The 21,765-nt window shown below is 67.0% G+C and carries 23 protein-coding genes and 1 pseudogene; 12 read left to right on the forward strand and 12 right to left on the reverse strand.

All coding sequences use genetic code 11. From position 1 onward, the window contains the following. The first annotated feature begins 18 nt into the window (after positions 1 to 18). The gene (locus LTV02_RS11710; protein ID WP_233040011.1) at positions 19 to 711 is read left to right on the forward strand and encodes a hypothetical protein; all 693 of its coding nucleotides are present in this window, start codon (positions 19 to 21) and stop codon (positions 709 to 711) included. A gap of 63 nt (positions 712 to 774) precedes the next feature. Here LTV02_RS11710 and LTV02_RS11715 read toward each other — a convergent pair whose 3' ends face one another. From LTV02_RS11715 to LTV02_RS11730, 4 genes are all read right to left on the reverse strand, one after another. Beyond that, a complete protein-coding gene (locus LTV02_RS11715) occupies positions 775 to 990 on the reverse strand; it encodes a heavy-metal-associated domain-containing protein (RefSeq protein WP_233040012.1) in 216 nt (71 codons plus the stop codon). Positions 991 to 1,028: 38 nt separating this feature from the next. After that, complete coding sequence (locus LTV02_RS11720; protein ID WP_233040013.1) at positions 1,029 to 2,105, reverse strand: urease accessory protein UreH domain-containing protein; 1,077 nt, start codon at positions 2,103 to 2,105, stop codon at positions 1,029 to 1,031. 116 nt (positions 2,106 to 2,221) lie between these two features. Then, positions 2,222 to 2,656 (reverse strand): hypothetical protein, encoded by a 435-nt coding sequence (locus LTV02_RS11725; RefSeq protein WP_233040014.1) that lies wholly within the window; start codon positions 2,654 to 2,656, stop codon positions 2,222 to 2,224. 21 nt (positions 2,657 to 2,677) lie between these two features. After that, positions 2,678 to 3,520 carry an alpha/beta fold hydrolase gene (locus LTV02_RS11730; protein WP_233040015.1) on the reverse strand — a complete coding sequence of 281 codons (843 nt, stop codon included), beginning with the start codon at positions 3,518 to 3,520 and terminating at the stop codon, positions 2,678 to 2,680. 166 nt (positions 3,521 to 3,686) lie between these two features. Here LTV02_RS11730 and LTV02_RS11735 point away from each other — a divergent pair, with 166 nt between their 5' ends. From LTV02_RS11735 to LTV02_RS11775, 9 genes are all read left to right on the forward strand, one after another. Further along, positions 3,687 to 4,016 (forward strand): ArsR/SmtB family transcription factor, encoded by a 330-nt coding sequence (locus LTV02_RS11735; protein WP_067723039.1) that lies wholly within the window; start codon positions 3,687 to 3,689, stop codon positions 4,014 to 4,016. A 92-nt stretch (positions 4,017 to 4,108) separates the two neighbouring features. Continuing rightward, on the forward strand, positions 4,109 to 5,959 hold the full coding sequence (locus tag LTV02_RS11740; RefSeq protein ID WP_233040016.1) for a phosphoenolpyruvate carboxykinase (GTP): 1,851 nt from the start codon (positions 4,109 to 4,111) through the stop codon (positions 5,957 to 5,959). A 2-nt stretch (positions 5,960 to 5,961) separates the two neighbouring features. Beyond that, positions 5,962 to 7,614, forward strand: a complete 1,653-nt coding sequence (locus LTV02_RS11745; protein WP_233040017.1) for a SulP family inorganic anion transporter — start codon at positions 5,962 to 5,964, stop codon at positions 7,612 to 7,614. Beyond that, the gene (locus tag LTV02_RS11750) at positions 7,611 to 7,991 is read left to right on the forward strand and encodes a DUF5313 family protein (protein ID WP_067723029.1); all 381 of its coding nucleotides are present in this window, start codon (positions 7,611 to 7,613) and stop codon (positions 7,989 to 7,991) included. Before LTV02_RS11745 ends, LTV02_RS11750 begins: the two co-directional genes overlap by 4 nt. A 140-nt stretch (positions 7,992 to 8,131) precedes the next feature. Next, the gene (locus tag LTV02_RS11755) at positions 8,132 to 8,398 is read left to right on the forward strand and encodes a hypothetical protein (RefSeq protein ID WP_233040018.1); all 267 of its coding nucleotides are present in this window, start codon (positions 8,132 to 8,134) and stop codon (positions 8,396 to 8,398) included. 121 nt (positions 8,399 to 8,519) lie between these two features. Further along, positions 8,520 to 9,353 (forward strand): hypothetical protein, encoded by an 834-nt coding sequence (locus tag LTV02_RS11760; RefSeq protein WP_233040019.1) that lies wholly within the window; start codon positions 8,520 to 8,522, stop codon positions 9,351 to 9,353. A gap of 134 nt (positions 9,354 to 9,487) precedes the next feature. Next, a complete protein-coding gene (locus LTV02_RS11765; RefSeq protein WP_233040020.1) occupies positions 9,488 to 10,333 on the forward strand; it encodes an alpha/beta fold hydrolase in 846 nt (281 codons plus the stop codon). Positions 10,334 to 10,740: 407 nt separating this feature from the next. Then, positions 10,741 to 11,079 carry a hypothetical protein gene (locus tag LTV02_RS11770; protein WP_233040021.1) on the forward strand — a complete coding sequence of 113 codons (339 nt, stop codon included), beginning with the start codon at positions 10,741 to 10,743 and terminating at the stop codon, positions 11,077 to 11,079. 288 nt (positions 11,080 to 11,367) lie between these two features. After that, on the forward strand, positions 11,368 to 11,556 hold the full coding sequence (locus LTV02_RS11775; protein ID WP_233040022.1) for a hypothetical protein: 189 nt from the start codon (positions 11,368 to 11,370) through the stop codon (positions 11,554 to 11,556). Here the strand turns inward: LTV02_RS11775 and LTV02_RS11780 are convergent. The 5 genes and pseudogenes from LTV02_RS11780 to LTV02_RS11800 all read right to left on the reverse strand — a co-directional run bounded on the left by LTV02_RS11780 (position 11,553) and on the right by LTV02_RS11800 (position 16,841). Next, positions 11,553 to 13,034 carry a phospholipase D-like domain-containing protein gene (locus tag LTV02_RS11780; RefSeq protein ID WP_233040023.1) on the reverse strand — a complete coding sequence of 494 codons (1,482 nt, stop codon included), beginning with the start codon at positions 13,032 to 13,034 and terminating at the stop codon, positions 11,553 to 11,555. The two genes, LTV02_RS11775 and LTV02_RS11780, sit on opposite strands and share 4 nt — an antisense overlap. A gap of 352 nt (positions 13,035 to 13,386) precedes the next feature. Then, complete coding sequence (locus tag LTV02_RS11785; protein WP_233041556.1) at positions 13,387 to 13,590, reverse strand: cold-shock protein; 204 nt, start codon at positions 13,588 to 13,590, stop codon at positions 13,387 to 13,389. 163 nt (positions 13,591 to 13,753) lie between these two features. Continuing rightward, positions 13,754 to 14,665, reverse strand: a pseudogene (rpoD, locus tag LTV02_RS11790) (RNA polymerase sigma factor RpoD); the annotation flags it as partial. Between the two features lie 200 nt (positions 14,666 to 14,865). Beyond that, positions 14,866 to 15,924 (reverse strand): GlxA family transcriptional regulator, encoded by a 1,059-nt coding sequence (locus LTV02_RS11795; RefSeq protein ID WP_233040024.1) that lies wholly within the window; start codon positions 15,922 to 15,924, stop codon positions 14,866 to 14,868. Positions 15,925 to 15,962: 38 nt separating this feature from the next. Then, positions 15,963 to 16,841, reverse strand: coding sequence for an alpha/beta fold hydrolase (locus tag LTV02_RS11800; protein WP_233040025.1), 879 nt, complete (start codon positions 16,839 to 16,841; stop codon positions 15,963 to 15,965). Positions 16,842 to 17,090: 249 nt separating this feature from the next. Between LTV02_RS11800 and LTV02_RS11805 the strand changes: the two genes are divergently transcribed. After that, complete coding sequence (locus LTV02_RS11805; RefSeq protein ID WP_233040026.1) at positions 17,091 to 18,173, forward strand: hypothetical protein; 1,083 nt, start codon at positions 17,091 to 17,093, stop codon at positions 18,171 to 18,173. On the opposite strand, the gene LTV02_RS11810 is transcribed toward LTV02_RS11805, so the two are convergent. The 3 genes from LTV02_RS11810 to LTV02_RS11820 all read right to left on the reverse strand — a co-directional run bounded on the left by LTV02_RS11810 (position 18,146) and on the right by LTV02_RS11820 (position 20,699). Continuing rightward, the gene (locus LTV02_RS11810; RefSeq protein WP_233040027.1) at positions 18,146 to 19,096 is read right to left on the reverse strand and encodes an FkbM family methyltransferase; all 951 of its coding nucleotides are present in this window, start codon (positions 19,094 to 19,096) and stop codon (positions 18,146 to 18,148) included. The genes LTV02_RS11805 and LTV02_RS11810 overlap by 28 nt on opposite strands. A 56-nt stretch (positions 19,097 to 19,152) precedes the next feature. Beyond that, entirely contained in the window at positions 19,153 to 19,590 is a 438-nt protein-coding gene (locus LTV02_RS11815) for a VOC family protein (RefSeq protein ID WP_233040028.1), read from the reverse strand. 95 nt (positions 19,591 to 19,685) lie between these two features. Further along, a complete protein-coding gene (locus LTV02_RS11820) occupies positions 19,686 to 20,699 on the reverse strand; it encodes a DUF5995 family protein (RefSeq protein WP_233040029.1) in 1,014 nt (337 codons plus the stop codon). 272 nt (positions 20,700 to 20,971) lie between these two features. Between LTV02_RS11820 and LTV02_RS11825 the strand changes: the two genes are divergently transcribed. Further along, positions 20,972 to 21,676: a hypothetical protein gene (locus tag LTV02_RS11825; RefSeq protein WP_233040030.1), complete on the forward strand. Its 705-nt coding sequence runs from the start codon at positions 20,972 to 20,974 to the stop codon at positions 21,674 to 21,676. The last annotated feature ends 89 nt before the right edge of the window (positions 21,677 to 21,765 follow it).

A 21,765-nucleotide genomic window follows, 5' to 3' on the forward strand; every position in this document is an offset into this window, starting at 1 on the left:
GGCCCTGAGAAGGACAAGATGAGGAAGATCGCCGCCACCTCCGCCCTGCTGATCGGCACCGCCGTCGTCGGGTGCGGAACGGCCACCGCCGCTCCGGCCCCCGCCGCCGCCGAACCGGTGAACTACGCCGCGCAGATCAGCGAGAAGAACGCCGTCATCACCACCGATGCCGGCTCCCTGACCGCCGAGAACGGCGTCTTCGCGATCAAGGCCGCCGACGGCACCGTGCTCGGCGGCACCGAATTGTCCTTCCGCGTGGACGATTTCGTCTTCCCCATCGCCGCCGAGATCAACAACCACACCGCCACCCTCACCCCCCAGTTCGATCTCGCCCACGCCACCTACAAGCCGGTCGCCCTCCCCTACGAGAACCAGGCCCCCTGGAAGTCGGAGTACGAGCGCGAACAGGCCGCCTGGAACCGCATGACCCAGACCATCACCATGGGCGCCACCATCGGCACCCTGGTCGGCGGCATCGGCGGCGCCGGCCTCGGCTGCCTCCTCGGCGCCGGCGTAGCCTTCGCCGCCACCATCCCCCTGGCCGCCATCTTCGGCCTCGGCCCCCTCGGCGGCTGCGTCATCGGCGCCAGCCTCACCGGCTTCCTCGGCACCGTAGCCGGCCAGCTCTTCGTCACCGCCCCCGTGGTGATCGCCGCCGCCGTCCAGTACTTCACCACCATCAACGCCCCCGCGCCGTCCGCGGCCAAGTAACCGCGGGCTCCCCACTGACGTGAGCCGCGCCCGGCAGTCCCCTCGTGCCGAGCGCGGCTCACCTCACGTCCGGACAGTCGCGGTGTAACCCAGGCCCTTGACGGCGGCGACGATGTCCTCGGGCGCGACTCGCTCGGAGTCGGCCTCGACGGTACAGCGCCGCTTCTTGACCGAGGTGGTCGAGTCGAGAACGCCGGCCAGATCCGCGAGGGCATCGTCGATCAGCAATGCGCAACTGCCACAGTGCATTCCGTCGATGTCGAAGATGTAAGTGATCATGGGTACGGCTCCGGTGGTGTCGCAGGGTGGTTTCGTGGTCAGACGACGGTGATGACGCCGGAGTACATGCCCATTCCGCAGGTGTAGTCGAGTCGGCCGGGATCGAGTACGCCCAGTTCGACGCGCGTTTCACCACGCACGGGCAGCGTCTTCTCGATGCCTCGGGACGGAATGACCAGGGAACGGATGCAGCCCTTGGCGTTCTCGGAGTTCAGCACGAGGATGGTCGGCAGCCCGGCCTTCGCTTGGACGTTCCGGGGTGAGTAGGCGCCGGGGCGCACCGTCACCACAACCGTCTGCACGCCGTCGGATACCGCGGTGGCCGTCGCATCGGCGGCCGATGTGGTCAGGCCGGCGGCCTGCGCGATCCGGCTTGCGGCCCAAGGACTTCCCGCCAATTCGAGGCCACCGTTCAGGGTGATCAGCCCCATGGCGAGCACCGCCAGCCCGGTGGCCAGCGCGAGACGTCCGCGCCACACCGTCGCGGCGACCCGCGCGGCATACCCGAGCAGCGCGAACAGCGGGCCGGTGCCGAGTACGAACACGGCCATGATCGCGGCGCCCCAGAACGCCGAACCCGAGGCCAGCGCCAGGGCTTCCACCGAGAGTGTCACGCCGCACGGAATGAGCACGGTGACCAGGCCCAGGACCGCGGGCGCCAGCGCCGACCGCGACCGGCTGCGCCGGCGCACCAAACGCATCCACGACTGTGGCGGTTCGACGACGATACTCCGGAAACCCGGTACGCCCAGCTGCGCGAGGCCGAACACCACGATCAGCAATCCGGCGCAGATCTGCAACCACGATCGCACCCCGGCCGAGAGCTGGACGGCCGCGCCGAGCGCACCCAGCAGGGCGCCTAGCAGCGTATGCGACAACAGCTTTCCAGCCAGGAATCCCATGACCGGCGCGAGATCGTCGCCGAGGCGCGCGGCCCATCCTGCCGATGCCGTTCCAGCGGTAGCACGCGACGTCTGTTCCGATGTTGTGACGGCCGTGGCGGATTCGGCAGCACGCTGGCGAGTGATCAGACCTGTCAGCAAGCCGCCCTGTACGGCGGCACATGACACACCGCCGGCGAACAAACCGGTGGCGAGAACGGGAAGAAGGTTCACGAAAAGAGCTCCTGGCGAAGTGATTACGCAGACATGACCGATTTCGGCAGGGGTGCGGTAGAGGCGCACAGCACTGCCGTCATCGTGGCGGTGTCACCACGATGATCGAGATCGGTCTATGTCCTGAGCACGCAGAGTTCGGCCAGGCTGGGTGGGCGACAAGGAATCTCGGGCGGTCTCAGGACCAGCCCGCCGTCAGGTCCTCTACGGTCGAGCCAACTCCGCGGCGCCGATATCACCGCTACGTACAGCAATACGGCCAGCACCGTGACGCACACCAGCATCAAACCGGCCGGCGGCATCGTCGGCCCGGACGGATCGGCGAACATCGCAACTGGACCGTTCAGCACTTCGAAACCCGCGCCATCGGAGGTGATGCCGGGATGCGCCACGACATCGGCCGAGCCGACACCAGGCTCCATGACCATCGGCATCGGGTCCGCACACATCGCGCAGTGCGCGAGGCCGAGCCCCGCCAGTGCGACCAACACCAGAAGCAACCGCGCAAACCGCACGCGTGCGGCGCCACGGTCCACTCGGTCGTCGATCACGCGAGCGATAGTACTAAGTAGCTACGTAGTTCGCACACCAGCGGCGAGCGGGCCGGCAGGCGCGGAAAGGAATTCGATGATCGTGCGGTTCACCGTGTCGGGCTGTTCGAGATAGCCGTAGTGTCCGCAGTGGTCGATCTGGGTGTAGCGGGCGGCGGGGATCGCGGCGGCGACTTCGCGGCCGAGTTCGGGCGGGACCATGCGGTCGTCGGCGAAGCCGATGACGAGGGTGGGGACGGTGATACGGCGGTAGTCAGCCAGGCGGTCGCGGGAGCGGTCCATGCCGAGTTGGGCGCGCACTCCGGCCGAAGGTTTGCCGGATGCGGTGAATTCGAAGATATCGAGCCATTCCTGGGCTTTGCCCGGTTCGGCGAGGGTGGCCGGGGACAGGTTCAGGATGGCTTTGATGGCGGCCGCGTAGGACGGCGGCAGTTGCACGCCTTCGTCGATCAGCGCGCGTTCGCCCCGATTGAGCATCTGCGCAACGGGATCCGGGCGGCCGGTGGCGGCCATCAGCACGGCTTTGCCGACCAGGTCGGGGCGGGCCAGGGCCAGTTCGGCGACCACGCGCGAACCCATCGAGGTGCCGACCACGGCGGCGGGCCCACCGCCGAGATGCTCGATGAGCGCGGCGATGTCACCGACCATGTCCTCCATGCGGATGCCGGCGGCGCTCTCGGCCGAGGGCGCGATCCCGCGATTGTCCAGGGTGGCCACCCGGAACCCGGCCTTGACCAGTGCGGGCACCTGGTATGTGCGCCAGACCCGTCCGGGACTGCCGGATCCCATCACCAGCACGACCAGTGGACCCGAACCGGTCACGTCGTAGTTGAGCTGGATTCCGTTCAATGTGGCGACAGGCACGCGTGATCTCCATGGTTTCGATAGGGGCAAGTGACGATGCGCCGCGGTGCTCGGTCAGCGAGCCGAGGGCCCCGCGACCGGTCTAGTTATACTGCTTGCTAAAGTTCGCAATCAATCGAGCGGTCGTCGCACCGCTCGCCCGCCGTCTGCAGAAGGAGTGGCGCACATGCCGGGACTGCAACGGCCGCTCTATCAAATGAAGGCCGAGTTCTTCAAAACCCTGGGCCACCCGGTGCGCATCCGGGTACTGGAATTGCTCAGCCAGCGTGAGCACGCGGTCTCGGAGATGGTCACCGAGATCGGCGTCGAACCGGCCAACCTGTCCCAGCAGCTGTCGATTCTGCGGCGCGCCGGTCTGGTCACCGCCCGCCGCGAAGGCCTCTCGGTCACTTACGAACTCACCAGCTCCGAAGTCGCCGAACTCCTCGCCACCGCCCGAGCGATCCTCACCGGCGTGGCCACCGGACAGGTCGAAGCCCTGGAACGGCCGGCCTGACCTTCACACCGGATCGCGTGGGCAGCCGCGCGGCCACTGATTGCAGACTTTCTAAACTAACTATCTAGCGGTTTCGTAAAGGAGAATTCGCCGTGACCAACCAGTCCATCGCCGTCCCCAGCGCCACCGCGGCGCCGACCGAGCACGAGCGCATCCTCGCCTGGGTGGCCGAGGTCGCCGAGCTCACCGCACCGGAGCGGATCGTGTTCTGCGACGGGACCCGCGCCGAATGGGACCGGCTGACCGGGTTGCTCGTGGACAAGGGCACTTTCGTACCCCTGCAACGCAAACCGAACTCGTTCTGGTGCGTCTCCGATCCCGACGATGTGGCGCGGGTGGAGGACCGGACGTTCATCTGCTCCGAGCGCAAGGACGACGCCGGCCCGACCAACAACTGGGTCGATCCCCTGGATATGCGCACCGTCATGACCGAGCACTATCGCGGGGCCATGGCCGGGCGGACCATGTACGTGATCGCGTTCTGTATGGGGCCGCTGGATGCCGAGGATCCGAAATTCGGTGTGCAGATCACCGATTCGGAGTACGTGGCGGTGTCCATGCAGATCATGACCCGCTCCGGCACACCGGTCTGGGAGAAGCTCACCGCGGGAACGGAATTCGTCAAATGCCTGCACTCGGTGGGGATGCCGCTGACCGATGGACACGCCGATGTGGCGTGGCCGTGCGACAAGACCAAGTACATCGCCCATTTCCCGGAATCGCGCACGATCTGGAGTTACGGCTCCGGCTACGGCGGCAACGCGCTGCTGGGCAAGAAGTGCTTCGCACTGCGGATCGCCTCGGTGATCGGCCGCGACGAGGGCTGGCTGGCCGAGCACATGCTGATTCTGAAACTGACCTCGCCGCAGGGTAAGACGCACTACATCGCCGCCGCCTTCCCCTCCTCGTGCGGCAAGACCAACCTCGCCATGCTCGAACCCGCGCTGCCGGGCTGGCGGGCCGAAACCGTCGGCGACGACATCGCGTGGATGCGGTTCGGCGCGGACGGACGGCTCTACGCGGTGAATCCGGAAGCCGGGTTCTTCGGCGTCGCACCGGGCACCGGCGCCAAGACCAATCCGAACGCGATCGCCACCATCGACCGCGGCAATTCCCTGTTCACCAATGTGGCCCGCACCGACGACGGCGACATCTGGTGGGAAGGGCTGACCGACCAGCCGCCTGCGCATCTGATCGACTGGCACGGCAACGACTGGACACCGGACTCGCAAACCCCTGCCGCGCACCCGAACTCGCGCTACTGCACCCCGATCGCGCAGTGCCCGTCGGTCGCGCCGGAATGGAACGATCCGGCCGGGGTGCCGATCTCGGCGATCTTCTTCGGCGGCCGCCGCGCCTCCACCATCCCGCTCATCGCCGAATCCTTCGATTGGGCGCACGGGGTCTTCACCGCCTCGGTGCTGTCCTCGGAGACCACCGCCGCCGCGGCCGGGCAGGTCGGAGTGGTGCGACGCGATCCGATGGCGATGCTGCCGTTCCTGGGCTACCACGTCGGCGACTACTTCGCGCACTGGCTTTCCCTCGCCGACCGCGAAGGCGCGCAACTGCCGAAGATCTTCCAGGTCAACTGGTTCCGGCGCAGCGCCGACGGCAAATTCCTGTGGCCCGGGTTCGGTGACAATGTGCGGGTCCTGAAGTGGGCGCTGGACCGCCTCGACGGCGCGGCGTCCGCCGAGGAGACGCCCATCGGGTACGTGCCGAGCCCCGGCGCGCTGGACCTGGACGGCTTGACCCCGGCCCAGCGCGAACTCGCGGCCGCCGCATTGGAAGTCGATACCGGCGAGTGGGTCGGGGAGATCGCGTCCATTGACGATTGGTACGCCACCATCGGCGGCAACCGCTTGCCCGAGACGCTGCGCGAACAACTGGCCGCGCTGAAAACCCGTCTCGCACACGCGCGTTCCGACACCGCCGCCCGCTGATCGTGCGCGCACTCCTACCCGCCTGGACGGACTGGAAGCCCGCGCTGCGCTCCCCCGGCGCGGACCTGCTATCGGGATTGATCGTGGCGCTGGTGGCGCTGCCGCTGGCGCTGGGTTTCGGCATTTCCTCCGGGCTCGGCGCGGCGGCCGGTCTGGCGACCGCGGTCATCGCCGGTGCGGTGGCGGCGGTCTTCGGCGGTTCGCGGTTCCAGGTGTCCGGACCGACCGGGGCCATGACCGTGGTCCTGGTCCCCATCTTCCACCGGCACGGGGGGAGCGGGGTGCTGGCCGTGGGGCTGATGGCCGGCCTCGTGCTGGTGGTGCTCGCGGTCGCCGGGGTGGGCCGGGCAGTTCGATACATGCCCGCCCCGGTGATCGAGGGTTTCACCGCGGGCATCGCGGTCGTCATCGCGCTGCAGCAGTTCCCGTCCGCGCTCGGCATCGGAGAGGCGGACGGTGAGAAGGTGTGGCAGATCGCGGCCGACGCGGTGCGCCGGTACCTGTCGCAGCCGCATCACGCGGCGCTGCTCACCGCGCTCGGGGTAGCCGCGATCATGCTGATCGGCGGGCGGTACTTCCCGAAGCTGCCGTTCGCGCTGCTGGCCGTGGCCGCCGCCACCGTCCTCGCGCGTGGCTTCGAACTGGACCTGCCTCGAATCGGCGCGCTTCCGTCCGGATTGCCCTCTCCCACAATGGGATTCGTAGAGATAGACCGGCTGGGCTCGCTCATCGCACCCGCCTTGGCCGTGGCCGCGCTCGCCGCGCTGGAATCGCTGTTGTCGGCGACCGCCGCCGATTCGATGGCGGTCGGCACGCGGCACAATCCCGACCGGGAACTGTTCGGGCAGGGGCTGGCCAATATCGCCGCACCATTGTTCGGCGGTGTCCCCGCCACGGGTGCCATCGCCCGCACCGCGGTGAATGTGCGCTCCGGGGCCCGCACGCGCCTGGCCGCGCTCACCCACGCCGGAATACTGGCCGCGATCATCTATCTCGCCGCGCCACTCGTGGCCGAGGTGCCGCTGGCCGCGCTGGCCGGAGTGCTGCTGGCGACCACGGTACGGATGGTCGAGACCGCGTCCCTCTCGGCGATCGCCCGCGCCTCCAAGGCCGACGCCGCCATCATGGCCATCACCTTCGTAGTGACCGTGGCCCTCGATCTGGTGACCGCGGTCGCCGTCGGCGTCGCCATCGCGGTATTGCTCGCACTACGCGCGGTCGCGAAAGAAGCACGGCTGCAACAGATCCCCATCGAACCGCCGATCGAGGACACCGAACATCTGGCCGAGGAACACCGCCTGCTGCACGACCACGTCGTGGCCTACCGCCTGGACGGACCACTGTTCTTCGCCGCCGCCCACCGCTTCCTGCTCGAACTCGCCGAAGTCAGCGACGTCCACGTGATCATCCTGCGCATGTCGCACGTGACCGCGCTCGACACCACCGGCGCACTGGTCCTCAAGGACGCCATCACCAAACTCGAGCACCGCCACATCACCGTACTGATGTCAGGTCTGCGCCCCGACCACCAGCGGCGCCTGGCCGCCATCGGCGCACTCCCCACTGGCGGCCCCACGCACCTGTTCGACCACACCCCCGACGCCATCGCCCGCGCCCGCGAACTGGCGCCGACCCTCTCCCGGAGCACCACATGACCGCACCCACGACGCCCACCCTCCCCCAGCGCATCCGCTACATCACCGGAGGCGTTCTGCCGCAATCGATGTCGGCGTGGGTGATCGAAGATCTGACCGGCCCCGGCGCGACCCGCCGCTACCTGCTGCGCATCCTGATCCCGATCATCGCGCCCCTGTGCCTGTTCCTGCTGATCCCCGGCCCCCTGTGGATCGGACTGGCGATGATGGCCCTGCTGTACCTACCCCTCATCTACTTCACCACCGCCCTGATGTACGTCTATCGCCGCGCCCGCCTCGTCAAACACGGCCTCGACCCAGCACTGGCCGACCAACGCGAACGGCAACGCAGCGCCGCGGCACGAGACGCCTACGAAAGACGCCACGGCCGAGGCTGATTCACCAGGCAACTACTCAGAATGAAACCGACTGCCCCGCAAGCCTACTCGAGACGGCCCAGGCGCGAATCGCGGCGTTGACACCCACCCGATCATATCTACTATCTGCGTACGTAACTAGTAGAAAGAAGGGTTGGGACATGGCAGACACCGCCACCCACCGCATCCGAACCGTCACCATCCAAGCCGGAATCGCCGCCCTGGCAGCGGGTGCGGTCGCGTTCGCCGCGGCACCCATCGCCACAGCTGCGGCACCCAACACCCCCTCGAACCGATCACGCGCCCCCACGACGGACACGGCAACGGCAATGGCGGCCACCTCAATCACGACAAGGCACGACAGCGCCCCACACGGCAGCAACGGCTATCAGCCGTCAATTCCGCTGCCGCGAACCGACAGCTGGTAACCCGAACCCGTTCACCATCCACAAAGCGCAATGCGGTGCCACATCGATGGACGCACCGTCGATGTACCCGCCGGGCCGCTGAGGTTGATGATTTGTCGGGGGTGGTCGCTATCTTGGCGATATGGGTTGGTACGGCGCTGGCCGCTTCCTCAGACCAGGCGACAGTCCGCCCGGCGAGTCCGTCGCGGAGGGCAGCATCTACGCAATCCTGAACTTCGTCCTCGGGACGGGTACGCGAAACTACCGAGTGGCTGGACGCTATGAGCTCCGCGCCGACATGATGTTCATGATAGGCAACCGCGAGGGCCATCCTCTCGTCGTAGAGTACGACGGCGCCTTCTGGCACCGCGATCGCGAAGAGACCGATACACGAAAGATCTGCGAAACCCGCAGTCTCAGCGAGCGACACGACATCATTCGACTTCGCCAGCAACCTCTACCGCGCCTACAACCAGCCGACATCAGCTTTCCACGGAAAGCCGACGCCATGACATGTGCGCGTCTTGCGCTCCTCCACATCACTCACCGACCCAAGTACTTTGCACCCGAAGACGCTATCGTGCGCCGGATCCACAGGTTCCTCTCGTTCGGAGCGATCCCACTCCAGGACGACTGGATCACCTGTGATGCCTGCCTGGAACTGAACGACGTTCTACAAGAACATCATTCGTTCACTCACCAACTCGATCGCAACCTCAGGAACTCAGGTAGAAGCCGTTTCGTGGAACTCGCCGCTGAGCACAGCCAGCTTGGTGAATACGCCGAGGATATCTGGCATCCAGACAACCGTAAGTGGGAGCTAGCCGAGACTCGGTTACACGAGAAGCGGGGATTCAGGGCTCGGTTGTACCGGCAGCGCGAAGCCGAGCGGCCTCCGCCACCTCCACCGTCCCCAGTGGGCTCCACCATCCCGCTGATTACAAAACAGGAGTCGGGTTGGGTCGAAGGTCCCTGAACCCTGTCGACCGCCTCACCGAACAGCGATGCAGCATTCAGTGCGTTCCGAACACGGCACCGCTCGAAAACCCTCCGGGCCAACCGATCACCTCTACTATTGCGAAGCTGACCGCACTCGAGGGGAGACATACGATGGTCGAATTCCTGCAGCGTGGAACGCGGCAGCTGGGTTATGAACTCAGCGGCACCGGCCCCACGATCGTGCTCTCGCACGGTCTCGCCGACTCCCGCGACACCTTCCGTCACCTCACCCCGCTACTGGCCGCGGCCGGCTTCCGGGTCGCCACCATCGACCTGCGCGGACACGGTGATTCGACTCCCAAGTGGGACAGCTACACCCAATCCGACACCGCCGACGACATCGCCGCCCTCATCGACCATCTCGGCGCCCCCGCCACCGTCGCCGGTTCCTCCTTCTCCGCCGGCGCCGCCGCCATCCTCGCCGCCGACCGCCCCGATCTGGTGAACGCCGTCATCCACCTCGGCCCCGCCACCCGCCCGGTCCGCCCCACCCGTTCCATGCTCCGCCCCGGCTACCTGCGCGGCATGATCCTCGTAGGCGCGACCATCGGCCTGCGCAGCCCGAAGTTGCTGGGCCGCTTCATGCGCGACATCGCCTACGCCACCCACCGCCCCGACGATTTCGACCAGTACCTCGAAAAGCTCGTCACCACCATGGCCCAACCCGGCCGCATGGCAGCCGCAGCCGCCATGGCCATAGCCCTCCAATCCCGCACCGCCGTCAACGCCCTCCCCCGCGCCACCCAACCAACCCTCATCGTCATGGGCACCCAAGACTCCGACTTCCCCGACCCCGCCGCCGAAGCCACCGCCATCGCCGCCCTCCTCCCCGCCCCGCAAATCGTCATGATCCCCGACGCCGGCCACTACCCCCACGGCCAATTCCCCAACGAAGTAGCCGCCGCGATCCTTTCGTTCCTCGACAAGGAACCCACCGACTCGACGCCGCAGAACTGAGCGCCCGCCTGCTCGAACACACCTCACGGCCGACGACCCCCGAACGGGTGTGGTCATCGCGCGGTGTCGATCGGCCGACGGGGTAATCCGCTGCGACACGCCGCAATTTCGGCGGCTGAAACGTCTCGGGCCGGGTCACCGATAAGCCCAAGGTGGTGACCCATGGCTTTCACTGAGTCCGAAGCGAAAGTTCTTGGTGCACTGTCGGTTCTCGGATCGGCAGGCACATTGTCCGTACCGCAACTATGTCGCGTGACGCGGCTACCGGTGACCTCGATACATCGTGCGCTGTTGCGGCTGTCGCGGAGCGGGCTGGCGATGGGTACGACGGACGGGTGGTGTAGCACCGCGCGGGGGCGTATCGCTATGACACGGCCTGTCTATCGCGAGTACGTCGGGGCGCGTCCATGACGGATCATGTGATCGGGTTCGTGCGCAAGGATGTGTCGGGCGGGGCGTGGGAGCGGGATCAGGCTCGGGTTTATGACCTTGCCGCCGAGTTCGGGTGGTCGGTGGTGCTTGTCTACCACGGGGATTCGGATCGTGCGCGTGGGCGGGTGATCAATCGGCTGATGAATCTCGCGTACAGCGAGGATGTGGGCCGGATCATCGCGCCGAGTGCCGCGCATTTCGATGACGGTGAACTCCCGGCGCTGGTGAAGATCGCGGAGGTGATCTGCGCGGATACGGGCACGAGATACACCACTGCGGCGGCCGGGGCGCTGGGCATCGCTTCGGCGAAGTGACCCGGGGCCGAGGGGCGGTCCCGGGTCACGCCGGGCTACGGAAGCAGCAACGTACCGAGGAAGCTGTTCACTGCCTGAATGACGTCACCGATGAAGTGCGGGATCATGCCTTGCCTCCTTCTCGAAAGATGCTTGTAGATCAACTCGATTCGCCCGCCGAGCGGGTCCCGATCGATACGGGCGCTGATGAGGTATTCGTTGCCGACGCCGAGAAGGATGGACGGTCGGTTTCAGCGAATGCGGGCGGCGGTTCGGTTTCGCGTCGGCACGGCGGGGTAGTCCGCGATCATGACCGTGACACACGAGGCTCTCACCAGTCGAACCTTCGGATCGCGCTCGATCCCGAGCACCGGCGGGTCGATCACTCGACGCCACGACGACCGGCTCGCGCGCGCTCAGGCCCGGCTCGCCGCCCTCGCCTGCGGCAGTGCGATCACCGCGGTCACCGTCATCTCGCTGATCCCGCCGCACCTCTAGGAATCTGCCACCGAAGCTCGCAATCGACGGAGACCTCGCTGCAGGAGGGTGAGGTCCCAGAGACTCGCGGGAGTGCGCTCGGGGTCCATCAGTTCGTTCTCCGCCAGCGGGCTGTCCTCGTTCTGGACGGTGTCCGGGTCGAAGCGCACCAAGGTGCGGCCGGGCTTTCGCAAGGCTTCGACGGTGGCGAGGAGTGAGCCTGTGCGGGAGAGCGTTTCGTCGAACAAGGCGGGAACGACATCCAGGTGCTCGCACAGCAACTGCCGGCGGATATCGAGGATGGTCGCGCGCAGGTCGGCGGCATCGGGGGTGGCGTCGGTGACCTCCACGATCAGATCGCACTCGCTGTCGAACCCCATCGAACGGTTGTTGAGGTTGGATGAGCCCACCCGCAGGATGCGGTCGTCCATCACCAGCACTTTCGCGTGGACGTACACGGGAGCGCCGCCTTCGGTGACGGGATAGTAGACGCCGAGCCGACCGCCGGTGTCGGCTTCCCAGAGCAGGTGCAGCAGCCGGCTGCGCGCGCCGTCCATCGCCAGCTGTTCCAGCCAGCCATCGGCGTGCCGGGGAAGCACCACAACGATTTCCGGACCGTCCGGTTCACGCAGCCGGGCGGCCAGCGCTTCGGCCAGGGTACGCGAGGCCAGGTATTGGCTCTCGATGTAGAGCGAGCGGGAAGCGCTCGCGATAGCGGCCAGGTAGAAGGCTTCGATCTCCCGGGTTTCGATCCGGTCGGCATGTGCGGGCAGGGTTCTGGCGATCCCGACGTCGACATTGCGCATGATCGGCACAAGACCGCGCGGCCACGGTCTGCTACCGGGATCATCGACGGGTTCGAGCTCCTCGCCCGTCGCGGCCTGCCAGCGCGCACGAGCCAGCTCCCCCATGGCGCGCGCCGCCGCACCGTCGACCGCGGTGGTCGCATCGTGCCACGGACCGTAGACGGTCCCGTTCGGCTCGGTGCGATAGTGGTTCTCGTCGCGATGATCGCTGGTGTCCCAGCGATCCACGGTCATGTCGATCCCGCCGCAGAACGCCAGCGCATCGTCGATCACCACGATCTTCTGATGATGCGCCGAACCGATCGGGTGCGCACCGTCGATCTCGAGATGCAACCGCCGATCGGTCATCCAGTTGATGACGAAGATCGGCGTCATCCCCCGCCCGATCGCCGCGAACGCACCGAGATTCCACTTCAGCAGATAGATGTCCAGATCCGGTCGCTGCCTGGGCAACCAGGTCAGGAACCGGCCCAAGGTGTCGGGCCCGGCCAAGGTCTTGCCCTGCGGTTCGAACTTGATCCTGGTGTCGAAATCCCACCCGATCAACACGATTCGCTTGCGCGCCTGCAACATCGCCGACTTCACGTACCGGAAGTAGTCGGCCGCGTCCACGATGCAGGCCAGCCGATCGGCCCGCGCGATCTGCCAGCAGGTCTCACCGGGAACCAGCACCGGTCGATCAGTACCCGTCACGATCTCCCCTTCGCCCGCACCCCACGCCTCAAAAGGCCAACATTTCAGACAGTACCGTCCCTCCACGCCGCCGGCGGTGCGAGCACCGCCCGCAATCACCCATCAAACCGCACCTGACCAGCGCCGCAGCGATAGACTGACGTGATGACGACCACCGACGCCGCCATCGCGTGAGCCCGCGCGGGTGTCACGGAATCCGCACTGCGCCACAGCTTCCCGACCATGGATGATCTGGTGCTCGCGGTCCTGGCGCGACGCGAGCGGCTGTGGATCTTCTTCGGGCCGCGCGGGCAATGAAAAAGCCCCACACCGATTTCGGTGCGGAGCTTTTCACGAACTCGATCCCGCGGAATCAGATAGCGCGGACGTCCTGGGCTTGCGGACCCTTCTGGCCCTGCTCCACCGAGAACTCGACACGCTGACCTTCGTCGAGAGTTTTGTAACCCCCGCCGCTCACCGCCGAGTAGTGAACGAAAACGTCCGGACCGCCACCGTCTTGAGCGATGAAGCCGAAGCCTTTTTCACCGTTGAACCACTTCACACTGCCTTGGGCCATGTTGTAAGCCACATCTTTTCTGTAGTGAGCCGGGCAAATTCTTGATGAGAAGCCCGTTCTCGATCACTGACTATGCCACGAAAGTCCTCGATCGGCAGCATCGTGCGGCGGCGTGGAGTCTGCCGCGCGGGCTCCACGGGACGAAATCGACTGCCGCGAGCGACTATTCGAGATAATCTTGCAGCAATTGCGAGCGTGACGGGTGGCGCAGTTTCGACATCGTTTTCGACTCGATCTGCCGGATTCGCTCGCGGGTCACCCCGTAGACCTTCCCGATGTCGTCGAGGGTGCGGGGCTGTCCGTCGCTCAGTCCGTAGCGCAGGCGCATGACGCCGGCCTCCCGCTCGCTGAGCGTGCCGAGCACCGCTTCGAGCTGCTCCTGCAACAGGCTGAACGCCACCGCGTCGAGCGCGACCACCGCCTCGGAATCCTCGATGAAATCGCCGAATTGGCTGCCGCCGTCATCACCGATGGTCTGATCCAGCGAGATCGGTTCCCGGGCGATCTGCCGGATCTCGAACACCCGCGCGGGTGTGATGCCCAGTTCCTCGGCCACCTCTTCCGCGGTGGCCTCACGGCCCAGTTGCTGAAACAGGTCGCGCTGGACCCGCGAGAGCCTGTTGATGATCTCCACCATGTGCACGGGGACGCGGATGGTGCGCGACTGATCGGCCATGGCGCGCGAGATAGCCTGCCGAATCCACCAGGTGGCGTAGGTCGAGAACTTGAATCCCCGGCTGTAGTCGAACTTCTCGACCGCGCGCACCAACCCCAGATTGCCCTCCTGGATCAGGTCGAGAAACGCCATCCCGTGTCCGCTGTAGCGTTTGGCGATCGACACCACCAACCGCAGATTCGCTTCCAGCAGATGGTTCTTGGCGCGCACACCGTCCAGCGCGATCCAGGCCAGATCCCGGCGCCGCGCCGCATCGAGCCCCGGCGACAGCGCGGACTCGACCCGCAGCTTCTCCGCGGCGTACAGCCCGACTTCGATCCGGACCGCCAGCTCGACCTCTTCGACCGCGGACAACAACGGAACGCGCCCGATCTGCTTCAGATACGCCCGTGTCGAATCGCCGGTTTCGCTGAAATCCTGCGCCACATTCGCCTCTCCGAGAAATTCGGGTGGCATCGCGATTCGAAGACGAACCGCAGAGAGGCCTCGAGTGGCTCGGCAATCACCGGAACCACCAACCAGCCTACTAGCCGACAACGTTTGCGTACGGTGAGACGCGACGAGGCGGACCTCGAGCGTCCGGGGCCGTATCGGAGCGATTACGCCGCGGCGGTGCCGAAATGCTGCCGATAGCGTTCAGGGGTGGTGCCCAGGCGGCGGGTGAAGACCCGGTGCAGGGTTTCGCCGTGCCGGTAGCCGATCTGGCGGGCGATCGCGCCGATGGTCAGCTCGGTGGATTCCAGCAGGCGGCGCGCGGCTTCGATGCGCAGGTCTTCGACGAAAGTTCCTGGCGTGCTGCCGGTTTCGGCGCGGAAGGCGCGCGCGAAACCGCGTTCGCTCATGCCTGCCCGGCGCGCGAGGGCGGCTACCGAGAGATCTGCGTCAAGGTGGTCGGGTAGCCACTGCTGTACCGCGCGGATGGCGGGTGTTCTGGCCGGTTGGGCGCGTAGCTGGGCGCTGAACTGCGCTTGCCCGCCCGGGCGCCGGGTGAACACCACTGCCACGCGCGCGATCATGGCGGCGGTTTCGCGACCGTGGTCGTCCTCGACCAGCGCCAGGGCCAGGTCGACGCCCGCGGACATGCCCGCCGAGGTCCAGCGGTTGCGATCGCGGACGTAGATCCGGTCCGGCTCGACGGTCACCCGCGGAAAACGCTGCGCCAGTATGCCGGTCGTGGTCCAGTGGGTGGTGGCGCGATAGCCGTCCAGCAGTCCGGCGGCGGCCAGCAGCAACGCTCCCCCGCACACCGAGGTCACCCGGCGCGCCTTGCGGGCCAGGGCGGGCAGCTCCGGAATCACTTCGGCGGCACCGGAACCGGCGACATCGCCGCCGACCACGACAAGGGTGTCGAAGTCGTCGCCCGCGGCGATGTCGGCGAGCGAATGCGCGACCGAGAGGGTCAGTCCGCCATCGGCGTTGATCGCCCGGCCGCCGGGCGAGGCGGTCAGCAGGCGGTACGGCAGCCACGCCGGACCGCCGTTCGTGCTCACCGGATCGTCCCCGGCGGTGCTCGCCTCCCACCGCAGCTCCGGCGGCAGCTGGTCGGGCGGACGCGATGCCAGATCGTTGAGGAGCGCGAACACATCCATGGGCCCGGCCAGTTCGGACAGCTGCATGCCTTGGAAGACAACGAAAACGATGGTGCGAGCCGCCGGCATCTCGCCATCATCGCAGCCGGTGCGGCGAACTGTCACGGTCAGCCGCTGATCGATCCCGCCGTATCCCGCACGGCGTGGCGGTCGAGGAAGGGAATCATCAGCGCGGCCATTCGCTCGGGGAACTGCGCATGGGGGTAGTGGCCGCCCTGATCGATGACGGCGACCTGACCGAGCCCCGGCGGCAGCGCGGCGACGATCCGGTCGCCCTCTGCCACCGGATCCGGGTAGTCCGGATCCTCCGAGCCCATGATCACCAGTGCGGGACAACGCACTTCGCCTATCCGGGACTGGGCATCGGCGGGCGAGGTCTTGCCGGTCTTGCGGAATTCGGCCCATCGGCCCGGCTGTTCCAGCAGGTCCCGCAATTCGCGCAGGTAATGGTCGTGGTCGGCGGGTCGGGTCGGGTATGCCACGCCGCCGAGGTACCGGAACCACAGCCGGGGCGAGTTGAACACCTGCGTACCGATCAACTGCGTGATCCCGCGCCGGTAACGCCGAACCGACCACAGTGCACGGAAGTCGAGCGCGGGGACCAGTGTGAACGGGTTGATCTCGACGATCGCCGACACCGACTCCGGCGCCTCGGCGGCCGCGATGGTGGCCGATCCACCTGCCAGCGAATGCCCGACCACGATCGCCGGTCCCCCGAAATGCCGGATGACGCCGAGGATGTCGAGGGCGACATCGGTCCGGCTGATCGCGGCCTTGCCGGTCACCGACGGCCAGTCCAGGCTGGATTCACCGTGCCCGCGCATATCGACGTTCACCACCCGGTATCCGGCCGCCGCCAAGGGACCCATCAAATGCCGGAAGTCCTGACGCCCGCACCCCATCCCGTGCGCCAGCACCACCAGGGGGCCTTCACCGACCACGTCACATGCGATCCGCCCGTGCTCGAGCGATACGAACTCGGTCATTTTCCGCTCCTACCAACGTTTTTCGACGACCTGCCGCGGATTGCGGCATGCGGGAATTGAACGCCGCGCAGGTCCTCCAGCCGAGCCCGCTGGCCGGACCGATCAGCCGCATGACCGTTGCGATCAGACACTGACCACACCGGAGCAATCGCACCGAACCACAGGCAGCGAGCCGCTCCCGGCCGCGACGGGTGCGCTGGCGCGACATGATCGGAGTTTCAGGACAGCCGGCCGGGGAAGGCGAATGCCATGGGCGGTGACGAAAACGAGGGCGATAGACCTGACGATGAGCAAGTGTCGGTGTTACTGATCGCGGACCCGGGCAAACCTGCCGCGGTCGCCGAGCAACTGGCGGAGCGGCTACCCGAACTCCTGCGCAGCCGTGACCGTTCGGGCCGCCGCTGGATGGCGTCTGTGCGCTCCGAGCCTTACCTCCCTGACGAGCAAGCCGATCTCGCCGAGGTGATCGATGCCGTCGACCCGTCCGCCGAAACCGAGGACCTCGTCATCTATCTGACCGATCTCCCCCGCCGCGCGGACACCCTGCCGATCGTGGCCGAGGTCAGCACCGATCACCGATTCGCGCTCGTCTCCGTACCCGGCGTCGGCGGGCTCCGCCTCGAACAACGCCTGCACACCGTCACCGAACTCGCGATCAGCCGCATGCTCGGCGACCCGGAACTCACCGCCGCCCGCGCCGAACGCAAGTTTCCGTCCACGCCGATCCCCGGCGGCACCAGATACTTCGCCCCGCCGGGACTGCGCCGGCTGCGGCTGCTGTCGGGAATGGTGCGAGCCAACCGGCCCTGGCGGCTGGTCACCGGACTGTCGAAGGTGCTCGTCGGCGCGTTCGCCACGGGCGCGGTCGCACTCGCCACCAGCACCATCTGGCAGTTCGCGGACACCATGGGCCCTTGGCGGATGAGCGCGGCAACGGTTCTGTCGATGATGGCGCTGATCCTGTGGCTGATCCTCGATCACGAACTATGGGAGCGCCCGAAATCCCGGGCCGATCGCAACCGCTCGGCGCTCTACAACGCGGCGACCGCGCTCACCCTGATCACCGGCGTCGCCGTCCTGCACCTGGCCCTGTTCGCCATGTTGCTGGCCACCGCGTCCCTGACGCTGCCCCCGGGCCTGTTCACGCGCGAGCTCGGACATACGGTGACCTTCACCGACTACCTCACCCTGGCCTGGCTATTGGCGTCGGTCGCCACCATCGGCGGGGCTCTGGGCTCCGGTCTCGAGGACGACACCGCGGTCACCGAAGCGGCGTACGGGATCCGGCAACGCCAGCGCCTCGGTCATTCGGGCAGTCCGTCCCGCCAATAGAGTTCGACCGGGTTGAAGCCGGGCGGGTCGGGAAGACGCGGCGGGATGCGATGAAATCCCGCTTCTTTCATGGTGTTTCGGACGATGTCGCCGTCGATGTATTTGTCGTGCACTTCCAGGACGACCCGGTCCACGCGGTCCATCCACGGCTGCGGTTCGGCGAAGATGTCGACCTCGCTGCCTTCCACATCGACTTTCAGCAGGTCGACGTGGTCGAGGCCGTGGCGGTCGAGCAGTTCGCCCACGGTGCGGGCCGGCAGGGTGCGGGGCGGGAGTGCGAGCACGTTCTCGAGCCGCCACGGTCGCCGCCGGCGGGTTTCGTAGACCTGCGGTACCGCGGTGCAGGTGTCCCAGAACGCGCTGACCACGAATTCGAGTTCGCTCGCGCCGCCTGCGACCGCGCAGTCTTCCACGATCCAATCGCCGCCGGACAGTTCTCGATTGCGTTCGAGCACCGCCCGGCTCTCGGCGATCGGTTCCACGGTCAGCAGCCGTCGCGGTCGATAGCGGGCGGTCAGGTAGGCGGCTGCCTGCCCGGTGTTCCCGCCCAGGTCGACGACGGTGTCCAGCGAGCCGATGCGTGATTGCAAGGCGTACACGGCGTCGAGTTCGTAGAACCGCTGCAGAAAGACCTGCCACATGATCAACAGGTCACTCTGATTGCGCCGCACCACGATCGGCGCGCGCCCGCCCGGCACCGCGAAGTCGAACCGGATCAGCCGCTCGTCCGCGAGTGGCCGACCGGCCGCACCCAGGAGCCGCCGTGCCATCCAATACGGCGCGCGCACCCGGCTCCGGCCTCGGCCGATCCCCGCGGCGACCTTCATATCCCGTCCGGCGGCGAGGCTCTCGCGCACCATGACCCGCGCCGTGCCGACGCCGAACACCCGGTCCGCATCCGACCGTAGATAGGCAAGTCCCACAACGCCTCCCTCGAAGTCACCGTCCTCGGATGAGTCCTGCTGTCCGTGAAAATCGGCTACGTGGGTCGTTCACCCAGGAAGTAGACGACCTCCCAGAGGTGGTCGTCCGGGTCCGCGAAGTAGCCCGCGTAGATTCCCCATGGTCGTTCCAATGGTGCGCGCACGAGTTTGCCGCCCGCTTGCCCGACTCGGTCGAGTACCCGATCCACCTCGTCGCGCTCATCGACGAAGTAGCCCAGGCTCATCGGAGCGCCAACTGTGGGCCCGAGCGTGACGCTGGCATCCTTGGCCAGATCGGCGCGACCGTACAGCGACAGGATCAAGCCGCTGTCCAAGGTGAACATCGCGGCGGTGCCGCCTGGATCCTCTTGGTTGCCAACGTATTCGGTACCGATAATGCCTTTCGAGGACAACCCCAGCGCGTCACGGTAGAAGCGGAGCGACCGCTCGATGTCGGCGACGCCGAGCGTGATCGCGGCGATATTGGCCTGCATTCCGGATCTCCTTTGGTCTCTTTACCCTTGGGACGAGAGTCAATACCGGAGCCTTGCCTGGGGTCTTGAACAATTCGGACAGGCCGCACCGCTCGTCAGCGGGCCGGGCAGTGGGATCGATGCGGCGGCGGGTCGGTGCGGGCGAACAGGCGCAGGATGATTTCGCCCAGCAGGTTGGACAGGTTGTCTATCTGGTCTTCCACGGCTTGGCGCGCTTCGGGAGTGGGGGCGAGCAGGAGTTGTTCGCCGCCGCGCCAGGCGTATTCGCGCCAGAGCTGAATCGTTTGGCCGAACGCGATGGCGGTGAGCGGTTCGGAGTCGTAGGGCGCGCGCATGGCGGGGTCGGCGTCGCCGTAGAGGACGGCCAGTTCTTCGACGGTGCCTTGTTCGGCGGCGGCGAGCAGCGCGTTGATCTTCTCGTGGTCGGGTTTGTAGGAGGCGCCGTCGGGCGCGGTGACACCCATTTCGGCGATGACGATCGGCAGGTCGTGGGTGATGTGGGCGTTGTACGCGGCGGCCACATTGCCGAAGACGGTGAGCGAATGGTCGTCGGAGGCGCGGAAGTTCTGTTTCCACGATTCGGGAACCAGGTCGGGGCGGTCGCGCCGGTAGTAGTTGTCGATGGCGTCGAAATAGTGGTGGGCGTAGGTGGTCGACCAGTCGTTGACGTGCGCGGTGTGCTCGAAACCGCCTTGCTCCCGGGCGATTTCGCGTTCGCCCTTGGTGGTGTGCAGGTAGCTCAGCAGCAGGGGCGCGTTATCGTCGCACTCGCGTTTCATGACCGCGGCGCGGGCTTCCATATCCGCGATGGTGTCGTCGATACAGCTGTCGGCCCCGCTCGGGCACACCCCTCGGGCCGGGGTGTGCGGCACCGGCGCGGGCGGTAGCTGGTAGGTCCACGGCAGATACGGCCCGCCCTCGGGGAACAGCTGGCGCGAGATCTGCAGCAGCGCCAGGGTCGGCGGCAGCCCGGCGGCGCCCAGCACCAGTCGCGAACCGAGCGAATCGTCGATCTGCGGCGGATCCGCTTCGGCGGGAACGACACCGAACGTTCCGAGCATGCACAGCACACACCCGGCGATCACCGACGGGAAACGCTTCACTGACACCAAGATCTCCTATTCGCGCAGAGCAGCAGAAGAACCGGACCGTCACACAGGTAACCAATCAGTAGCTGCAATGAGCTTAGTCAGGCTGCGGCGATAGCCGACCGCCGCCTCGGGCAGGGGCCGGGGTGTACAGACCGGCAAGCATTGACTAAATTTTTAAACAGGCCATTGCGGCCTGTCGCGTGTGGGGCAGCACACGTCGATTCGAACGCTCCGGATGTGCGCCGGTAGCGGTTCGACTCCCGAAGCACCTCACCGAAAGAAAGCTGAGCATGACGTTTCGTATCTCCACCGTGACCGCCACCCTGGGCGTCGCGGCCCTAGCCGCCGGCTTCGCCTCCACTCCGGCCACTGCCGCGCCGGCGGAGGGTCCCGGGATTCACTATCAGGCGAGCCTGGCCGGGCGCTCGGTCGTGATCACCACCGATGGCGGCGGACTGGCCGCGCGCGACAATCAGTTCCAGGTCCTCGACGACGGCGGCCGGGTGATCGCCGCCCTGCCGCTGGACTATCAGATGCACGATCGGGTGTGGCCGATCGCGGCGGTCATCGAGGGCAATCGCGCGACGCTCACCCCGAGCACCGATCCCGCCGCCAGCACGCCGGTGCCCGCGGGGACGCCCAAGCTGGATTCGATCGATGCCACCGCGAACCCGAATTTCAATCAGGCCCTGAGCAATCTGTCGAGCGCGACCGCCATCGGCGCGGCGGTGGGCACGCTGATCGGCACGGCGATCGGGGCGGGCGTGGGCTGCCTCGCCGGTGGCGCACTGGTAGGCGCGGGAGCGACCGCGGCGACGCTGGGGACCTTGACGATTCCGGGTGCGATCGGCGGCTGCATCGTGACCGCCGCCGCGGCCGCGCCGCTGGGTGCGGCGGCGGGGCTGGTCGCCATCGGCGGGCCGATCACCGTGATCGCGCTGATCCAGTTCTTCGCCGATCTGGCCACCCCGCCCGCCCCGGCGCGCACCGCCTGACCGGCCCGCGAACCGGGCGCGGCGCATTGCGACCGCGCCCTGTTCGCGGTGTCGCGAGACGGTCGAAAAACCCTGTGACGTAGCACAAC

It is taken from the genome of Nocardia yamanashiensis (assembly GCF_021183565.1).
Lineage (GTDB): Bacteria > Actinomycetota > Actinomycetes > Mycobacteriales > Mycobacteriaceae > Nocardia > Nocardia yamanashiensis.

Excerpts from the sequence above, each read along its gene's own strand:
- LTV02_RS11710 (WP_233040011.1), top strand. The coding sequence starts at position 19 with ATGAGGAAGATCGCCGCCACCTCCGCCCTGCTGATCGGCACCGCCGTC.
- LTV02_RS11715 (WP_233040012.1), bottom strand. The coding sequence starts at position 990 with ATGATCACTTACATCTTCGACATCGACGGAATGCACTGTGGCAGTTGC.
- LTV02_RS11735 (WP_067723039.1), top strand. The coding sequence starts at position 3,687 with ATGCCGGGACTGCAACGGCCGCTCTATCAAATGAAGGCCGAGTTCTTC.
- LTV02_RS11750 (WP_067723029.1), top strand. The coding sequence starts at position 7,611 with ATGACCGCACCCACGACGCCCACCCTCCCCCAGCGCATCCGCTACATC.
- LTV02_RS11755 (WP_233040018.1), top strand. The coding sequence starts at position 8,132 with ATGGCAGACACCGCCACCCACCGCATCCGAACCGTCACCATCCAAGCC.
- LTV02_RS11760 (WP_233040019.1), top strand. The coding sequence starts at position 8,520 with ATGGGTTGGTACGGCGCTGGCCGCTTCCTCAGACCAGGCGACAGTCCG.
- LTV02_RS11765 (WP_233040020.1), top strand. The coding sequence starts at position 9,488 with ATGGTCGAATTCCTGCAGCGTGGAACGCGGCAGCTGGGTTATGAACTC.
- LTV02_RS11770 (WP_233040021.1), top strand. The coding sequence starts at position 10,741 with ATGACGGATCATGTGATCGGGTTCGTGCGCAAGGATGTGTCGGGCGGG.
- LTV02_RS11775 (WP_233040022.1), top strand. The coding sequence starts at position 11,368 with ATGACCGTGACACACGAGGCTCTCACCAGTCGAACCTTCGGATCGCGC.
- LTV02_RS11785 (WP_233041556.1), bottom strand. The coding sequence starts at position 13,590 with ATGGCCCAAGGCAGTGTGAAGTGGTTCAACGGTGAAAAAGGCTTCGGC.
- LTV02_RS11795 (WP_233040024.1), bottom strand. The coding sequence starts at position 15,924 with ATGCCGGCGGCTCGCACCATCGTTTTCGTTGTCTTCCAAGGCATGCAG.
- LTV02_RS11800 (WP_233040025.1), bottom strand. The coding sequence starts at position 16,841 with ATGACCGAGTTCGTATCGCTCGAGCACGGGCGGATCGCATGTGACGTG.
- LTV02_RS11805 (WP_233040026.1), top strand. The coding sequence starts at position 17,091 with ATGGGCGGTGACGAAAACGAGGGCGATAGACCTGACGATGAGCAAGTG.
- LTV02_RS11815 (WP_233040028.1), bottom strand. The coding sequence starts at position 19,590 with ATGCAGGCCAATATCGCCGCGATCACGCTCGGCGTCGCCGACATCGAG.
- LTV02_RS11825 (WP_233040030.1), top strand. The coding sequence starts at position 20,972 with ATGACGTTTCGTATCTCCACCGTGACCGCCACCCTGGGCGTCGCGGCC.